The organism is Pseudacidobacterium ailaaui, from assembly GCF_000688455.1.
In the GTDB taxonomy this organism is placed as follows: Bacteria; Acidobacteriota; Terriglobia; order Terriglobales; family Acidobacteriaceae; genus Pseudacidobacterium; species Pseudacidobacterium ailaaui.
This window is the reverse complement of the sequence record NZ_JIAL01000001.1, coordinates 1,766,091-1,782,416: the sequence shown is the minus strand read 5'-3', so window position 1 is coordinate 1,782,416 and position 16,326 is coordinate 1,766,091. Positions and strand designations below refer to the sequence as shown.

General features: G+C 59.2%; 14 protein-coding genes. 2 read left to right on the top strand and 12 right to left on the bottom strand.

The window, feature by feature from the left end:
• Nucleotides 1–35: 35 nt before the first annotated feature.
• The 5 genes from N655_RS0107860 to N655_RS19790 all read right to left on the bottom strand — a co-directional run bounded on the left by N655_RS0107860 (nucleotide 36) and on the right by N655_RS19790 (nucleotide 4,377).
• Entirely contained in the window at nucleotides 36–1,238 is a 1,203-nt protein-coding gene (locus tag N655_RS0107860; RefSeq protein WP_026442538.1) for an efflux RND transporter periplasmic adaptor subunit, read from the bottom strand.
• A gap of 15 nt (nucleotides 1,239–1,253) precedes the next feature.
• On the bottom strand, nucleotides 1,254–1,577 hold the full coding sequence (locus N655_RS0107855) for a YtcA family lipoprotein (protein ID WP_238324587.1): 324 nt from the start codon (nucleotides 1,575–1,577) through the stop codon (nucleotides 1,254–1,256).
• Complete coding sequence (locus tag N655_RS0107850; RefSeq protein WP_238324586.1) at nucleotides 1,574–3,025, bottom strand: TolC family protein; 1,452 nt, start codon at nucleotides 3,023–3,025, stop codon at nucleotides 1,574–1,576. The genes N655_RS0107855 and N655_RS0107850 overlap by 4 nt, the downstream gene beginning before the upstream one ends.
• Nucleotides 3,026–3,087: 62 nt before the next feature.
• Nucleotides 3,088–3,837 (bottom strand): ribonuclease HII, encoded by a 750-nt coding sequence (rnhB, locus tag N655_RS17955; protein ID WP_044934198.1) that lies wholly within the window; start codon nucleotides 3,835–3,837, stop codon nucleotides 3,088–3,090.
• 42 nt (nucleotides 3,838–3,879) lie between these two features.
• The gene (locus tag N655_RS19790) at nucleotides 3,880–4,377 is read right to left on the bottom strand and encodes a helix-turn-helix domain-containing protein (RefSeq protein WP_049961331.1); all 498 of its coding nucleotides are present in this window, start codon (nucleotides 4,375–4,377) and stop codon (nucleotides 3,880–3,882) included.
• Nucleotides 4,378–4,661: 284 nt separating this feature from the next.
• Here N655_RS19790 and N655_RS0107835 point away from each other — a divergent pair, with 284 nt between their 5' ends.
• Nucleotides 4,662–5,765: an ABC transporter permease gene (locus N655_RS0107835; RefSeq protein ID WP_026442535.1), complete on the top strand. Its 1,104-nt coding sequence runs from the start codon at nucleotides 4,662–4,664 to the stop codon at nucleotides 5,763–5,765.
• 27 nt (nucleotides 5,766–5,792) lie between these two features.
• Here N655_RS0107835 and N655_RS0107830 read toward each other — a convergent pair whose 3' ends face one another.
• From N655_RS0107830 to N655_RS0107800, 7 genes are all read right to left on the bottom strand, one after another.
• Complete coding sequence (locus N655_RS0107830; protein ID WP_026442534.1) at nucleotides 5,793–6,686, bottom strand: MBL fold metallo-hydrolase; 894 nt, start codon at nucleotides 6,684–6,686, stop codon at nucleotides 5,793–5,795.
• Nucleotides 6,683–8,890, bottom strand: coding sequence for a S9 family peptidase (locus N655_RS17945; protein ID WP_155987546.1), 2,208 nt, complete (start codon nucleotides 8,888–8,890; stop codon nucleotides 6,683–6,685). The genes N655_RS0107830 and N655_RS17945 overlap by 4 nt, the downstream gene beginning before the upstream one ends.
• A 59-nt stretch (nucleotides 8,891–8,949) precedes the next feature.
• Nucleotides 8,950–9,912 (bottom strand): GNAT family N-acetyltransferase, encoded by a 963-nt coding sequence (locus tag N655_RS0107820; RefSeq protein WP_026442533.1) that lies wholly within the window; start codon nucleotides 9,910–9,912, stop codon nucleotides 8,950–8,952.
• Between the two features lie 75 nt (nucleotides 9,913–9,987).
• The gene (locus tag N655_RS0107815) at nucleotides 9,988–11,730 is read right to left on the bottom strand and encodes an ArnT family glycosyltransferase (RefSeq protein WP_049961330.1); all 1,743 of its coding nucleotides are present in this window, start codon (nucleotides 11,728–11,730) and stop codon (nucleotides 9,988–9,990) included.
• 56 nt (nucleotides 11,731–11,786) lie between these two features.
• The gene (locus tag N655_RS17940) at nucleotides 11,787–12,764 is read right to left on the bottom strand and encodes a DHH family phosphoesterase (RefSeq protein ID WP_044934192.1); all 978 of its coding nucleotides are present in this window, start codon (nucleotides 12,762–12,764) and stop codon (nucleotides 11,787–11,789) included.
• Between the two features lie 30 nt (nucleotides 12,765–12,794).
• Entirely contained in the window at nucleotides 12,795–13,172 is a 378-nt protein-coding gene (gene rbfA, locus N655_RS0107805; RefSeq protein WP_026442531.1) for a 30S ribosome-binding factor RbfA, read from the bottom strand.
• A gap of 112 nt (nucleotides 13,173–13,284) precedes the next feature.
• Nucleotides 13,285–13,581: a DUF503 domain-containing protein gene (locus N655_RS0107800; protein ID WP_026442530.1), complete on the bottom strand. Its 297-nt coding sequence runs from the start codon at nucleotides 13,579–13,581 to the stop codon at nucleotides 13,285–13,287.
• Nucleotides 13,582–13,643: 62 nt separating this feature from the next.
• Between N655_RS0107800 and N655_RS0107795 the strand changes: the two genes are divergently transcribed.
• Nucleotides 13,644–16,127, top strand: coding sequence for an AsmA family protein (locus tag N655_RS0107795; protein ID WP_026442529.1), 2,484 nt, complete (start codon nucleotides 13,644–13,646; stop codon nucleotides 16,125–16,127).
• Nucleotides 16,128–16,326 lie beyond the last annotated feature (199 nt).

The window sequence follows — 16,326 nt, the reverse complement described above, 5'->3', positions numbered from 1 at the left end:
TCCACCACTTTTATTGACCCTGTATCTCCACCACTTTATTTACCCCGTATCACCACCACAGCGGACTCGCTCAGGCGCAGCAAATCCGAGGGGGCATCTTCAATCCGCACACGGACAGGAAAACGCGAGGCCAGATGGACCCAGTTCAGCGTGCGCTGCACGTCAGGCAGCCCCGGGGAAAGCCTTCCTACAATGTCTGCATCCGGAGTCACGCCGTAGCCGATGCTGTCTACAACCCCGTGCAGACGGACATTCGGTCGCGACATGACGTACACATCGGCCTTCATCCCGGGGCGGATGTGCTTCAGTTGGGTCTCACGGAAATTGGCGACGGCCCACCAGGTGCGCGTATCAATCAGCGTAAAGACCTGTTGTCCGGCATGAGCATACGCGCCCTCAGAGATGGTCAGGTTTGTGACCCGTCCGTCAAAAGGGGCGTAATAGCGGCAGTTGTCCAGATTGTACTGGGCCATATCGATGGCCGAGCTACGCGCCTGGCGCTGTGCCACCAGCGGCTCTAGCGTTGTGACGGCATGGGCGGCCTGGGCCACCTGCTGATGGCTCTGTTCCAGAATGGCCTGTGCCTGGCGGTACTGGGCCGCGGCCGAATCTAGCCTCGCCTGCGAGAGCGCCAGTTGGGAGCGCGCCTGCTCAAGCGCCTGCTGTCTGGTGGCTACCAGGGTCCGCGCCTGGTCTACTTGGTCCACGGTCACGTATTGTTTGGCCAGCAGCGGTTCAATACGGTGCAGGTTGTTCGTTACATACGCCAGATCAGCCGCCGCTTGGTCCACGACGGCCTTGGCGTGGGAGACCTCGGCCTTTGCCTCATTCATAGAAGCTGCGGCACGTGCCACATTGGCCTCCGCGCTCCGGGTGTTTGCCTGGGCCACATCCACTGCACTTCGCTGCGAAGCAATGGTGCGACCCTCATCGACAATCTCCCCTTCCAATGAGGCCTGCTCGGCTTTGGCGCGGGCAAGAGCATAGGCATAGGGCCGCTCATCGATATCAAAAAGCAGATCACCCTGTTTCACCTGCTGGTTGTCAGCGACGTTCAGCTTCATGATGGGTCCGCTGACAACCGGTGCGACTCCTATAAAGTTGGCGAACACCTCCGCATCGTCTGTGCGCGGATTTTCCGTCGTCTCGCGCAGGACCAGCATGCCAGTGATCACGGCGCACACGATCGCAGCCACGCTGATCGCGCGTCCGGTGCGGCGGCGGTTTTCTTCAGTCATAGGCACCTATCGTACTCAGCGAAAAAACATTAACCAAAGTGTGAAAGCAAAAAATGCTGCCAGGCAGGGATAGACCAGAATCGCAGGCCGGATTTCACCGGCCATCTGCAGACGGACGAAAAGCCCATAACACAACGCCGCCAGCAAAATACCAGCAGCAATGCAGAACAGCCAGGCCGGGAAAAATGACCCCAGAATGCTGAAGGTGGGAGCATGCCCGCATCCGACGGTAAAAAAAAGCACGCCAGACATCGCTGCCAGCATACCTGTGACGTTTCCCTGGTCAGCAAACGGTTTTGCCGCCGCCGACCTTCGTTCGATTTTTCTCTCTTCTTTCATGGTCCTATCTTGCCCGGCGGCAGGTATATGAGGTCCCCCGTTTGAAAAGCGAGATTTGCCGATTGCAGCAGAAGCTGCGCCCGGGCAGACACATCTTCTGAGGCGGCCTGCGCCAGCGCCTTCTGGGCGGCAATCACATCCAGCAGATTCCGGACCCCATAGCTGTAGGATTCGCGCGCCGCAGCATAGGACTCATTGGCTGCTGCCAGCAGCGCTGCGGCCGCCTGCTGTTGCCGCTCGGCTGTCTTCAGATTGGAATACGCCGCCCAGACCTGATTGGAAATACGGTCCCGCGTCGCCTCGATTTCGGCCAGCGTGGCCGCTCTTTCCGCCCTCGCCTGCGCCACTTCATGCTCACGCCGCGTTCCGTCAAATATTGTCCATCGCAGCGAGAGGCTCACGTTCCAGGTCTCACCACCGGCATAAGCGGAAGGCAGCGTATCCTGGACGCCAAACTGACGCGCAGAACCGCCGTCCCCGTTCAGACTTAATGAGGGAAAATCGCTGGAACGCGCCTGCCGGATGGCGGCGTCGGCCGCCTTGAGCCGCGCAAATTGGGCCTGCAGGTCCGGCCGTTGTTCGAGGGCCCGGGTCATAGCAGCATCGACGGAGTCGGCCAGGCTCACAGGCAGACTGAGCTTGCTGATGTCCTGGACATGAAATGGTGTTCCCGGCGGAAGCCCCATCGCCGTTGCCAGGTCTCCGTGCGCGATCTCCTCGGCCCCCGTGGCCGCCTGCAGATCATATTCGGCCTGGGCCGCCACCGCTTCTGCCTCCAGCACATCGGGCCTTGTGGCCAGCCCGTGCTTCAGGCGTTCTTCGGCGTCTTCCTTTACGGCCTGCGCATTCTTCAGGCTGACCTCGGCAGCCGCCCGCTGTCCCATGGCATTCAGCAGGCGGTAGTAGGCCGCCATCACTGCAAAGATGGTCTTCCGGTGCGTGTCATTAAAGGCAAGATTGGCGGCGAGAAGGTTGGCCTTTGCTGCCTCCACTGCGCCGCTTCTCCCGCCGAAGTCGAAGATCAGATACTCCAGGTGCACCTCAGGTGAAAACGTGCCATAGGTCTGGCGATAAAAATCGGAAGCAAACAGGACCCGCGTGCGCGTCGTGTTGGCCACGGCCACGGCAGCAATTACCGGATACCATGCGCTCCGTGCGATGCCTAGCGCGGCCGCGCGGGCCTTGGCCTGCTGCCAGGCCACCCGCGTCTCAGGATCATGTTCTTCGGCCAGGTCCACCAGCTCGGCCAGCGTGTACTCATGCGCCGCATCCAGGGAAAGGGCGGCGCCGGGAAGCGTGGGCAGTGACCGGCTCAGCTCCTGGGCGCTTTTGCCATGCCAGATTTTGTCTGGACTTTCCGGGGCGCTTTGCCCTGCCGCACGATCCAGGGAAGAAACCACACCCATCAAAATCAAAAAAAATATCGTGCTCTGGAAGGGTCTTTTCATCCGTGCTGAATGGAAGAGGTCTGCTGATTTTATTTTGCCGTCCCCGCACATCATGGGGCAAATCAGCAGGCGCCGCCCTCTGCTGGCACCGTCGCTGTGTCGGTGGAAATGGATTCCGATGGAGCGTCCCAGGGGAGCCTGAACTGCGCCACCGGTCGGAAGCTCCTGCGGTGCAGTGGCGTGGGACCGTATTTTTCAAGCGCTGCCAGATGCTCAGGCGTACTGTAGCCCTTGTGTGAGGCCAGTCCGTATTGAGGATAGACTTCGTGCAGCTCTCGCATGCGCTGGTCTCGGTAGACCTTGGCCAGCACCGAGGCCGCGGCAATGGAGATCGAAAGAGAATCCCCATAGATGATGCTGGTCTGTGCGCAGGGCAGATCCAGCCGCATGGCATCAATCAAAAGATGGTCTGGCTGGGGCATCAGCCTTGCCACAGCTCCCGTCATCGCCAGCCGGGAGGCCTGGTAGATGTTGATGCGGTCAATGGTCTCCACATCGACCTCTTCAATCGCAAACGCAATGGCTTTTTCCTCCACCAGCCTTGCCAGGCGCTCGCGGTCTTTACGAAGGAGCTGCTTGGAATCGCGCAGGCCGCGAATGCGGGTGTTCTCCGGCAGGATGACGGCCGCAGCCACCACGCATCCAAAGAGCGCCCCTCGGCCCACCTCATCCACACCGGCGACCAGTGTGGCGCCTTGCGCACGCGCAGCATTTTCAAATTTGTTACCACAGGACAGCGAGCGCAACATGCGCCACTTCTGCGTGGCCGCCGTCACGTCTGCCGGGCCATGCGAGGTTTTCGCCGGGGGCATGGAGATGAGTTTACGGCAACCAGCGATGAGGAAAACAGCCCCTCAGCTGGGCTGCCCGCGCTGCGGGGTCAGAAGCATGGCGGCCGAAGTGGTCATGGAATGGACCCGGCGTAGGTTGGCCGTGGCAATGCGTCCGCTCACATAACGCCAGACAAACCATCCGAGAACAGAGAGCAGCACCAGCAGCACGACCACGCCGGTCCAGCGCAGCCGCTGCCCGGAACGGACCGTCTCTACATGGCGGGTCTTGCTGACATTTTCGGCAAACTCAATCCAGTTGACGTCCTCGTCTTTGAGGTGTCCGCTTTCCCGGTACGCAGAAAGAAAACGCTCGACCCAGACATTCTCGTCCAGACCAACTGCGCGGGCATAATTGCGCACAATTCCCTTGTTGAAGACACCGCCGGGCAGCAGATCAAACTGCCCCTCTTCGAGGGCCAGCAGATGACGACTGCTGATTTTGGTGGCATCCGTGATGCTTTCCAGGGTGATGCCGCGCGATTCGCGTTCTTTGCGTAAATCTTCGCCGAACTGACCCATGCCTACAGTCTCATGCAGTCTTGCTGGGGTCGAAACACTATCGCGGCCAGGATTTTGCCCAGCCTCTAGTGCAAACCATAAAACTCCTGCCTCGACAAGTCAAAGAAAAATCGGGTAATTTCTGCAATTTGTTACGTTTTGATATCACCCAGACCGCATCTTTCGCCCCTTTTTAAGGCCTTTTCTCTCTAATCGGCAGCATTTCTCACTTTGTTACACTCAAATTTTGCAGGACCCACTGCTGTTTCCCTGGGAACAGCGGACCTTTACCTCAGGATGTCTCCATGAACAAGCTTGTCCTCGGCAATCTGCTGCACCGCCCGCTCCGTACCCTGATTGGCGTTTTTGCCGTTGCCGTTGAAGTCGTCATGATTCTTTCGATCGTCGGCATCATGATTGGACAGGTCTCCAACGCCAGAAACCAGACCGGAGGCATCGGGGCAGACATCATCGTGCGTCCGCCGAATGCAAGTTTCGTCACGGGCGTGGGCGGCGCTCCGGTCCCGGCAAAAATTGCCGATGTGCTCGCAAAGCTGCCCCATGTTGCCGTCGCTGCGCCTGTCATCACAGATTTCAATATGGCCGGATCGGTGGAAACCCTTTGGGGCATTGACTACCAGAGCTTTAATGCTCTGCGCCCCTTTGTCTTTCTTGCCGGAGGTCCGTTTCAGGGTGCAAACGACGTGATTGTGGACGACGTGTACGCCCGTGCTGACCATGGTCATCATGTCGGCGACATCATCCGCATCAAGGACCATCCCTTCCGCATCTGCGGTATCGTTGAGCACGGCAAAGGTGGCCGCAAGTTCCTGCCCATCCACACTCTGGGCGCTCTGATGGGAAATCCCGACAACGCTTCTCTGTTCTACATCAAGAGCGATGACCTCAAAAACCAGGAGACCATCCGGAAGGAAATTCTGGCCGTTCCCGGCTTGGGCCAGTATCAGGTACAGACCATCCAGGAATGGATGTCCCTGATGACACCAGAACATCTGCCGGGCTTTACCCCGGCCCTGAACAGCGTCATCGGGATCGCAGTGATTGTGGGCTTCATTGTGGTCTTCCAGACCATGTACACGGCGGTCATGGAACGCACCCGCGAGATCGGGATCCTGAAGTCTCTTGGCGCCTCACGGTCCTATATCGCTCATGTCATTCTTCGCGAGGCGGCCCTGGTCTCCCTGGCCGGGATCCTGCTGGGCATTGCGCTGACCTATCTGGTGAAGCTGGGGCTGAGTTACCGGTTCCCCACCATCCCCTTTCCGCTCACTCCGGGATGGCGCATCAACGCTGCCCTCATTGCCTTTACAGGGTCCATCCTGGGCGCACTTTATCCTGCCCTGAAGGCGGCGCGAAAAGACCCCATCGACGCCTTGGCCTACGAATGATCTCCCGCCATCGGGAAGGTGGTGGGATCAAGTCCCTTTCATGACCGGTTTGCCCTTGTCATTCCAGCGAAGATGGCCAAAGGGTGTGTGATGGTCATGGGTAAACAGCACAAGCCATTGCTCCGGAATGGCCCGCGCATAGAAGCGTTTCCGCTCCTCAATGCAGGTCAGCGGATCAAGGTCATAGCCCATCACCCAGGTGATATCGAGGTGGACACTGGTGGGAATTAAATCCGAAATATAGCAGGCGTGGCTGCCGCCTGACTCGATATGCACAGCCATCAGCTGCGCGGTGTGTCCAGGGAACAGTTCGACTGAGATGCCCGGCACAATCTCGCGGACTTCTCCTCGTCTGAGGTCGAGCAGCGTCATCTGCCCGCTTTCAATCAGAGGATCATAGTTGGCGCTGATATAGCTGACAGCGTCCCGCTCCAGTTGCAGGTGCCCATGCTCGACTTCGCCGCGATGCGCAAAATAGCGCGCATTGGGGAAAGTCGGAAGGATGCGTCCGTCTGCAGTACGCGTGGTGTTCCATCCGCAGTGGTCAAAATGGAGATGCGAGTTGATGACCACATCTACATCTTCCGGCCGGATCCCAGCAGCAGCAAAGGCGGAGGGCAGCTTTTGCTGTGCACCAAAGATCTGCCGGTGTTTTTCACTGAGCTTGTTGCCAATTCCGGTCTCAATGGCAACGGTCTGCTTTCCGGTGCGCACCACGACCGTGTTCAGGCCGAGCAGAATACGGTTCTGCTCATCCGCCGGGACGCGCTTTTCCCACATGGTCTTCGGGACCACACCAAACATCGCCCCGCCATCGAGAAAATAAAATCCGTCACTCAGCACGGTCAGTTCAAAGTCGCCGAGATGGGTGCGTCCACGCACCAGATCATGCGAATCGGCGCGCTCTGCGGGATGACTCACTGGGCTGCTCCTGTTGGTTTCAGATATGTCTCAAACTGCCATAGGATGCGCTCGAAAAGGTGCGTGTGCGCTACCGGTCCGGCAATTGAGTGTGTCTTGCGCGGATAGGGCTGAAAATCATACGCAATCTTTGCATCAATCAGCTTCTGGATGTACTGGATCGAGTTGGCAAAGTGCACATTGTCGTCGCCTGTCCCGTGGACCAGAAGCAGACGCCCTTTGAGGTTTTTCGCACTCTCCAAGGCCGAGGCCGCATCGTAGGCCTCCTTGTTCTGCTCAGGCAGGCCAAGATAGCGCTCGGTGTAAATGGAATCGTAGTTGCGGAAGTCTGTTACCGGAGCCACAGAAACTCCCGCACGAAAGCGGTCTGCGTGCGATAGTGCATTCAGAGTAAAGGTGCCACCCCAGCTCCAACCCCACCATCCCAGACGGTTTCTATCGAGTTGCGGATACCGGGCCAGCACCTGGTCCAGCGCAGCGAGCTGGTCGCTCAACTGCACCGGACCGAAGTTTCGGTAGGCGGCCTGTTCAAAATCGCGTCCGCGGCCACCCATCCCTCGGTTGTCCACATGCAGCACAGCAAAGCCCTGCTGGGCCAGAAGCTGGTCAAAAAAGAACATGGCCCCGCCCCAGCTATCGCGCACAGTCTGCGCATGAGGGCCGCCGTAAGGATTGTTGATCAGCGGCACACTTCCCGGACCGCTGCTCTTCTTCGGCAGCAGCAGAGAAGCATAGAGGATGGTTTTTCCGTCCGCAGCCTTCAGCTCCAGCATCTCCGGCTTCACAAGCTCATATCCTTCCGGCAATTTGCCCCTCCAGATGGTCTGGCAGGATGCGCCCTCGGCATGGCACAAGCTGAAGGAAGGCGGCGTCATCAGTGAGGAGGCATGATCAAAGTAAGTAGAGGTGCCTTCGGCAAAGTCCGGATCGTGATAGCCCTCGGAGGAAGAGACCTTTTGTTTCTGTGAACCATCGAGCTTCACGCTCCAGATCTGTTGCTGACGAGGATCACCCTCATTGGAGACGTAATAGACCGTGCGCGTCGTCAAATCGATGGACTTAACAGAGCTGACCTCGTAATCACCCTTTTCCAGCTCTCCGGCCAGTTCCGCTTCGCCCGCCAGCGGGTTCGACGCGACATAGGTATAGCGGTACATGTGGGTGTGTCCGTCGCGCCAGCTGGTGATGAGGAACTCGCCCGGAGCAAAAAAGTGCACATCGTAGGCCTCGTCGAAGAACCTGTCGTCATTCTGTGCCAGTACCAGCCGCGAGTCTCCGGTGCGCGTGTCCGCAAAGTACAGATTCAGGTGCTTGTGGTCGCGCGTCAGCACCTCGATCCAGACCACATGAGGGTCCACCCATCCAAAGCGGGGGACATAGTCATTGCCCTGGTCGAAGGGGACCCGGATCCATGTGGTCTTGCCGCCGTTGATGCTCACCACCCCCACGCGCACGCCAGGATTCGGGTCTCCGGGCTGGGGATACCGCTGCTCGTCCACACTCGCATGCGTGGGGATCCAGTCCACGATGGGGTACTGCGGCACTGACGCCTCGTCCATTTGCAGATAGGCAATCTGCCTGGAGTCTGGTGACCAGAAGTAATTGCTACGCACGTCCAGCTCTTCCAGATAGACCCAGTCCACCTCGCCATTCAGCAGGGTCGGCTCATGCGTACTGGTCAGGGCCACGGCCTGTCCGGAGGGCCTGCCCACGTAGAGGTTGTGATCATGCAGATAGGAGATGTACTGCCCATTGGGCGAGAACTTCGGGTCATCCCCGCTGCCCTGGCCCGTCTGGCCCACTTCCATACCTGTGCCGCTCTTCAGGTCATAGAGCCAGAGCGTGCCATTGGTGTCAAACAGCAGATGCTGCGAATCCGGGGCCCAGATGTAGTCCGGCTCGCCATAGCGCGCACGATGGTCGCGGTCCTTTTCCCCAAGCTGGACGTTCATGATGGGGGCAAGCTTCTCGTGATCCAGCAGCTTGCTGGTCTTTCCCGTGGCGGCGTCCATCTGCATCATGTCGCCGTTGTCGCCAATATAGATGGCGCGCTTGCCATCCGGCGCCCAGGACATTTCCGCCGGAGGGCGGCCGGTCTGGACGCGGCCGGTAAAGATGTCTGCTACAGACCATTGTTTTTGCGCATGGGCAGGAAGTTGCCAGACAGACCAGCAGAGAAACACAAAAGCAGCGATGCGGCGCACTGAATACCTCGAAAGGTGAATTTCCTCAAAGAGAACAACCCATTCTACAGTGTGCGCGTTCAGCGGCGGGGACGGTCCCAGACCAGAGCGTCAAAGGCGTGCTTCTCTATAAAGCCGATGCGGCGATACAGTTCCAGCGCACTGGTATTCTCTTCCGTCACGGTCAGCGTCAAGGCGGCAAAGCCTCTCCGGCGCAGATTTTCCGCGCAGGCCTGGATCAGGTGCAGCCCCAGGCCATGCCGCCGCAGGCGCTTCGACACGCAGACCTGGGTGATGTGGGCCACGTCTTCGCGCACCCGGGAGCAAAGCAGCACTCCGGCCAGAGAATGGTCGCTGACCCGGACGACCGTGCGTGAGGACTGCGCATCGAAGAGGCCGCACCCGGGAAAGCGCACAATGTTATGCAGAAAGCGGAGCGATCCGCTGACCGTCCGGTACTGGTCGTTAATGTAGCTGTCCAGATGCCCCTCATAGGCCTCGGCAATCAGTTGGCCGGAGGGGTGATAGTCGCTCTCCTGCCAGGGAAGCAGCTCCAGGCCTTCAGGCAGAGGCGGCGACGGAAGCGGACGAAACGCGGAGAGGTCCAGTTCCATGAAGAGGCGGCGGAAGAGCCGGAACCCCGCGCGCCGGAAGATGTCCTCATGCAGCCCGTGCCGATGCAGCAGCAGCTGGGACTCAATCCGATCAATCCCGGGCGAATGCTGGAGCAGTTCGAGCAGATGGCGGAGGAGCTCCTCGGCCACCCCGGGCGAAACATGCGGAAGGGTAAAGACGTCCCCGATAATGGCCTTGTGGTCTTCATAAACACAAAAGGCATATCCGGCAATCCGGCCGTTTTCCAGGGCCACGTAGCCAGGAAGAATGCGCGAATCAAGGTATTGCAGCAGAAGGTCGGCTGAGGAGCGGTAGTCCCAGTGCAGACGCTCGCTCCAGACACGGCTCTCTTCTTCGAGCACAGGCCGCAGACTGTTGGCCGAAAAGTGCCGCAGATCGAGGATCTCAAGCTGTAATGCCGAACTCACGTTGTCTCTGCTGGTCCTGAAAGAAATGGCCGCTGCACCATGCCGCTCGTGCCAGGGCCTTTCTCCGCGCCAATCTTATTGCGCAGCAACCATATAGATGACCAGGTTCTGAGCAGGATACACGAAGAGTGGCTCATAGCGCCTCCCCTTCAGTTTTTGACGCAACTCGTCCACATAAGACGCCCGGACCACAAGAATATGTTGTTCTGGCGGGACCCCGTCGCTCTCATAATTCACCGTTTTCCTGTTGCGATAAAAAGAGAGTCCATACTCCATGTCTCGCCGCACCTTGTAGACCGCCACCGTGCCGTCGGGGGGAACAATCTGCTCCAGCATCCGGGCCAGCGGCCGCGCCGAGTAAGTGAAGTCAATGAGCTGGACGGTGCCTTTGGTAGACTTTACCTCGCCCAATCCGAAGAAAGGTCCGATGCCATACAAAAAGAGCACCAGAATGATGATGGGCACCATGGTGGCGATGCGCAGCCGCTTCAGCCCAAAGCGCTCCGTGGTAATGAGGATGAAGATCGTGGCGGCAAACCCGGTAGTCCCTGCCGCAAAGAGCGCCGCTCCCGGTGGCATCTGGTCCGGATGCTGAATGAGCCGCGGCAGCAGCAGAACGAGCACGGTCAGCAGCCCCACGACCACCCCATGCAGAATCAGCAGCCACGGCCGGAGGCCCCGGGCGCGCATCCGGTTCAGATAATCCCCGCTGAGAATCGTGAGCGGAGGGATGGAGGGAAGCACGTAGCCCGGCAGCTTGGATTCTGAAAACGTGAAAAAGACAATCGGAATCAGCGCCCAAAGTACGAGAAACTCCGGAAAGGCATCCCCGGCGCGCGGATGGCCCATGTAGTGGTGCTTGGCCCGGCGGGCCTTCCATTCCGCAATTGAGTCCTTCACCGCGTCAGTCAGCGCGGCAATCGCGATGACGGCCCACGGCATCAGACCCAGGAGAATGACAGGGATGTAGTACCAGAAGTGCTGCTCGTGCTCAAAACGGTTGGTGGCAAAGCGCTCAATATTGTGTTCCAGAAAGAAAACGCGCAGAAAGTTAGGATTGCGCTTCTGCACGGCGATAAACCACGGCAGCACCATGGCGAAATACAACCCGATGCCTGGCCACCAGACGCTTCGTCGCAGCAGGGACCACTCTTTTCTGAGCGCCGCAAAGATGGTGATGATGACAATGGCAAGAAACGGGGCCACGGGCCCTTTGGCCAATGTGGCCGCTCCTACAAAAAAGTAAAGATCAAAGAGCCAGAACTTGCTGCCAGTTTCATACCATGCGTACCAGCCCAGCATTCCAATACAGAAGGGCGCCGCCAATTGCATGTCCGTCGAGGCGCCGCGGGCAAAGCTGAGTATCGCCGCGCAGGAGGCCGTCAGCAGTGCTGCATCCAGTTGCCCGCCAGGGCGGAAGCGGCGCATATGCAGATAAATCAGAACAATGAGGACAAAGGCAAAGCTGGCCGAAGGCAGGCGCGCTGACCAGTCATGCACTCCGAACTCACGGAAGGAAAACATCGCACGCCAGTAATAAAGCGCGGGCTTTTCCAGCCAGGGTCTGCCATAGAGAATGGGCGTGATGTAGTCGTGCCGCGCCAGCATCTCCCGCGCCACCTGCGCGTAGCGGGGCTCATCGGCACCCACCAGCCCGATGCCGTCCCCTCCGAAGATGGGCACGAGTCCGTAAAACAGGAAAAAGGCAGTAAACAGGAAAAGTGTGGCCGTCTCCAGGGCAGTTCCCAGGAAAGGAAACCGGCTCAGGAGCGTCGTGGGCGCAGTTCGCAGCGTCTTGAGGCTTTTCGGAATCGGCACGTTCGTTTTTATGGATTTCCGGCGAATTACTTCCGAAGCTAGCCTATCAGATTTGGTCAGGCGACCTCGTGGACTGCCCGGCTAAGCATCTTACGGGCCACAGCCAGGATCATGCCGGTAGCGTCCGGTAGCGGGCCGTCCAGAGTGCATCCGCTGGCATGGGGGTGTCCCCCGCCGCCGAAGGCCTCCGCAATATGGGCCACATTGACTTTGCCCTTGCTGCGCAGGGAAAGCCGGACGCGATGATTAGGCAGCTCGCGCAGAAAGATGGCCACATCCACCCCGGCAATGGCGATGGCATAGTTCACCAGTCCTTCGCAGTCCTCTTCTGCTGCATGGGTGCGCAGCATGTCTTCGTGCGTCACCCACATCCAGGCAATGCGTCCCTCCCGTCGCAGATTGGACAGCGCCGCCCCCAGCAGCAGCATCTTCGATGTAGGCCGGGAAAAATAGACGTCCCGCGCGATAGCCGCAGCATTGGCCCCATGCCGCACCAGTTCCGCCGCCAGGTCAAAGGTGCGGGCGTCGGTGCCGTCGTAACAGAACTGTCCCGTGTCGGTAAGCAACGCGGTGTAAAGACAGGTGGCCATCTCCGGAGTCATGCGCGCTCCGGCCATCATGGCCAGTTCGTAGACCATCTCCGCCACGGCGCAGGCTTCCGGATCAATCCAGTTGATGTTGGCAAAGGCCTTTCCGCTGGAGTGATGGTCAATGTTGATGAGAAACCGCCCCTCCAGCCCCTGGAGACGCGAACGTTCAATGCCATCGCATTCAAGCAGAATCACGGCATCGTACTCGCCTTCCACGCGCGCCATCTGCCGGATGGCAGAAGAACAGGGCAGAAAGCGGTAGATCAGCGGAACGCGGTCGCAGGAGACCATCTCGGCACGCTTGCCGAGCTGCTCCAGAATCGAGGCACAGGCCAGCATGGACCCGATGGCGTCGCCATCAGGACGCGCATGCGCCGTCACCAGAAATCTCCGGCCGCGCTCAATCGCATCCAGTACAGCGTGGATATTGTGCCTTTCTGCCATACTGCTTTCCTGTTTCCCCGCGAGACGCTCTTAGTCCCCGCCTGTCTTGCTCCTTTTCCTCACCCTTCCCAGAAGCTCATCAATCCGGGCCTTCATCTTCTCCGACCGATCAATATGAAAGACCAGATCGGGTACGTGGCGCACGCCCATGCGCTCCAGCAGTTCATGCCGGATATATCCGCGCGCTGCCATCAACCCTTCCAGCGTTTCTTCTTCTTCCTTCACGCCCCCATCCACGGCCACATAGATCTGCGCCGACTTCCCACCCGGATTCAGCAATACCTGGCTGACATAGGCAAAGCTGATGCGAGGGTCGGAGAGTTCACCTTCAATCATGGCCCCGATCTCCTCGCGTAGCGTCTCCGCTACGCGGTCCTGATGATATTTACGCGCCCGTTGCTCCGGCATTTCCTGCTTCCCCTGGTTAAACGATTGAGAATATCAGACTTGAGGGGCGGATTTCGAGGCTTGCCTGACGAGAGGTGCAAAGGAGACGAGGAAATTCCCGAAAATAGGGGGTCTAGTCTTCCAGATACTCCCACCAGATGTCTGCCACCTGCGCCCCCAGCTCGCCGGCCAGGCGCACGGCGGTCTCTTCCACCTGTTGCATCAGTCCGGAAAGATACGAACGCGAGTTGGAAATAGCGGCCACGCCGAGGGTGGCCGACTGCCAGGTTATGGCCTGGTCCATCTCCGCAACGGAAACGTTAAATCCGTTCCGCAGCCTCTCTTTCAGGCTGCGCACCACCTGCCTTCGGTCCTTGAGCGACTGGGCACTCTCGATCCGGACTTCGATGGTCATGGCGGCAACAGGCATACCTCTACAGTAGCGCCATTTCATCTTTACGGGATGATATGTTGCAATCAGCAGTGAGCATCATGAGCCAGACCCACGGTAAGCCGCCAAAAAAATTCTGGATCTTCCTTGCCGCAGTTGCAATGCTGGCGCTTGCCATCGTTCTGCCGCCCCTGATCAATCTGGACCGCTACCAGGGCCAGATCGCCGCCGCCATCAGCCGCGCCATTGGCCGTCCGGTCCATCTTTCTTCGGTGACTCTGCGCCTGCTGCCGCGTCCCGGCCTTGAGCTGGGCGACTTTATCGTGGAAGAGGACCCTTCCTTCGGCGCCGAGCCGGCGCTGCGCGCCCCCAGCGTGGACGCCTCCATCCGGCTGAGCTCGCTCTGGCGAGGGCGTCTCGAAATCGGACGGATCAGCCTGGACCAGGCCAGCGTCAACATTGTCCGGGATGCTTCCGGGCGATGGAACCTTGGGACCGTCCTCCTTCAGGCCTCACACATTCCCAATGCGCCCACAGCACAAAGGCACGCGGGCCAGTCGCCGCGCTTTCCCTATATTGAAGCCACCAACACGCGCGTAAACTTCAAGATCGGGGAGGAGAAGAAGCCCTTCTCTCTTTTGAACGCAGACTTTGCCATGTGGCTGGAAAATCCTGACGAATGGCGTATCCGGCTGGAGGCCCAACCTGTGCGCACTGACATTGATCTGGACCTGGCCGATACCGGGACCCTGCGCGTGGAAGGCTCCCTCCAGCGGGCCACCGAACTGGGCAATATGCCCGTCCATCTTCACGCTGAGTGGACCAGCGCACCGCTCGGGCAGATTAGCCGCCTTCTCTTTGGCACTGAATCTGGCTGGCGCGGGGACCTTGAAATGACAGGTGACATTACCGGCAGCATTGCCGCGCCGCAGTTCAAAACACGCATCCGCATGACGGACATCCACCGGCAGGAGTTTTCCCCTCTGGAGCCTTTTCAGGTGGACGCCACCTGCCAAGGTGCCTACCAGCAGCCGCAGCATGCCCTCCATGATCTGACCTGCTTCTGGCCCATCCACGGCGGTCACCTGCTGCTGACCGGCTCAGTCCCGGACGTCGAGCACCCCGCTCCGGCCCTTCATCTTCACGTCCAGGATGTACCGGCGGCCTTTGCTCTGTCCGCCCTGCGGCTGGTCCGCAACAGCTTTGCCGCCTCTGTTCAGGTTTCAGGTACGGTGCAGGGAGACCTGGACTATGCCCATCAGCTTTCCGGATCCATCTCTGTCGAGCATTTGTCCTTCCGCCTCCCACAGATGGATGCCCCGCTCATCTTCCCGACTCTGCATCTCGTTTCGCCACCGGTCCAGCCGGCCCCGCGCAGAAAAAAGAAGGCGATGGCGCCTCCACCATCTCCCGCATCGCTCCAGCTTGAGACTGCCGCTCTTTCCCTTGGCGGGTCCGCTCCTCTGAACCTGTCCGGCAGCTTTCGTTCTTCAGGGTTTACCCTTACCCTCCAAGGGACTGCATCCGTTGCGCGCCTTCGTCCTCTAGCAGCAGGACTGCATCTGGCATCCGGCATCCTGCCAGCACTTGCTCCCCAGGGCAGCGCAGAGATGAATCTGACGGTGCAGGGCCCCTGGGTACAGCCCATCAGCATTTCAGAAAATCCTGTACCGACGGCCTCCACCCAGGGCGTTCTTTACTTCAAAAATACTCTGTACCGGGCCGCGTTTCTTTCCGGACCGGTTGAGGTGCTCTCTGCGCAGGCAGTCTTTTCCCCATCGCAGATCGTCTTCTCTCCTGTGTCGGCCGTGTTCCAGAAGGTCCCCTTCACTTTGGCCCTGACCTTACCCTTGCGCTGCTCCGGCCAGAGCTGCACACCACAGTTTCTCCTTACGGCACAGCAACTGGACGCCGCCTCTCTGCAATCGGCGCTTCTCGGGGCGGGGGAGCACAATGAATTCCTGCAGCAGATCCTCGCCCGGCTGGAACACGACCGGCCCCAGTGGCCGTCGCTGGAGGGTACTGTTGAGACCAACACCTTCACTCTGGGACCGCTGGCCGTGCATGAGGCAAGCAGCCATCTGCGGATTGCAGGACGCAGGGTACAGTTTCTTTCCCTGGACGGCCATGCCCTCAACGGTGTTCTCCACGCCACCGGAACGCTGGATGCATCCGACGTGCCGCTCTACAGCTTCGACGCGCAATTGACCCATGCCAGTGCAACGGCCATCGCCAACCTATGGCACGGGGAACGAGCATCGGGCACCGTGGGTCTGCAAATGCACCTTAGCCTTTCGGGATACTCGGCTGAAGACTTGCAGCACTCTGCCCAGGGCAGCTTCCAGTGGGACTGGAGACAGGGTTCGCTGGGCGCCACTCCCGCAGTGCTCGAACACTTCGACCAGTGGAGCGCCAGCGGCACGATCCACAATGCGCAGCTCGTTCTGGAAAAATCTCAGATCTCCCGAGGAAACGTTGCCGGTGTGGTTTCCGGCAGCATTGGTTTTGACCGGAAATTCGACCTGAAATTCACGCAAAAAACTGAAGTTGCCGAGCACCACGGCATACTCCATAAACGCTCCTAAGGAAAACCGCCCATGGAAGAAATGGCAAAAAGCCGCAAGCAGAGCCTAAAGTGAGATAGAGTGGGTAAGCCAGCGATTGGACTGAACATGCGCCGTTGCTGGCGAACGGCGCCGCAAACGTGTCGCCTGGAAATTGAGCTTCAGTCACAAGTCAACCTGAGCTAGAAAGGAAGCACAGCACTTTAAACAGCCCAACTGT

Coding starts and splice junctions, on each gene's coding strand:
- N655_RS0107860 (WP_026442538.1), bottom strand. CDS start 1,238: ATGACTGAAGAAAACCGCCGCCGCACCGGACGCGCGATCAGCGTGGCT.
- N655_RS0107855 (WP_238324587.1), bottom strand. CDS start 1,577: ATGAAAGAAGAGAGAAAAATCGAACGAAGGTCGGCGGCGGCAAAACCG.
- N655_RS0107850 (WP_238324586.1), bottom strand. CDS start 3,025: ATGAAAAGACCCTTCCAGAGCACGATATTTTTTTTGATTTTGATGGGT.
- rnhB (WP_044934198.1), bottom strand. CDS start 3,837: ATGCCCCCGGCGAAAACCTCGCATGGCCCGGCAGACGTGACGGCGGCC.
- N655_RS19790 (WP_049961331.1), bottom strand. CDS start 4,377: ATGGGTCAGTTCGGCGAAGATTTACGCAAAGAACGCGAATCGCGCGGC.
- N655_RS0107835 (WP_026442535.1), top strand. CDS start 4,662: ATGAACAAGCTTGTCCTCGGCAATCTGCTGCACCGCCCGCTCCGTACC.
- N655_RS17940 (WP_044934192.1), bottom strand. CDS start 12,764: ATGGCAGAAAGGCACAATATCCACGCTGTACTGGATGCGATTGAGCGC.
- rbfA (WP_026442531.1), bottom strand. CDS start 13,172: ATGCCGGAGCAACGGGCGCGTAAATATCATCAGGACCGCGTAGCGGAG.
- N655_RS0107800 (WP_026442530.1), bottom strand. CDS start 13,581: ATGCCTGTTGCCGCCATGACCATCGAAGTCCGGATCGAGAGTGCCCAG.
- N655_RS0107795 (WP_026442529.1), top strand. CDS start 13,644: ATGAGCCAGACCCACGGTAAGCCGCCAAAAAAATTCTGGATCTTCCTT.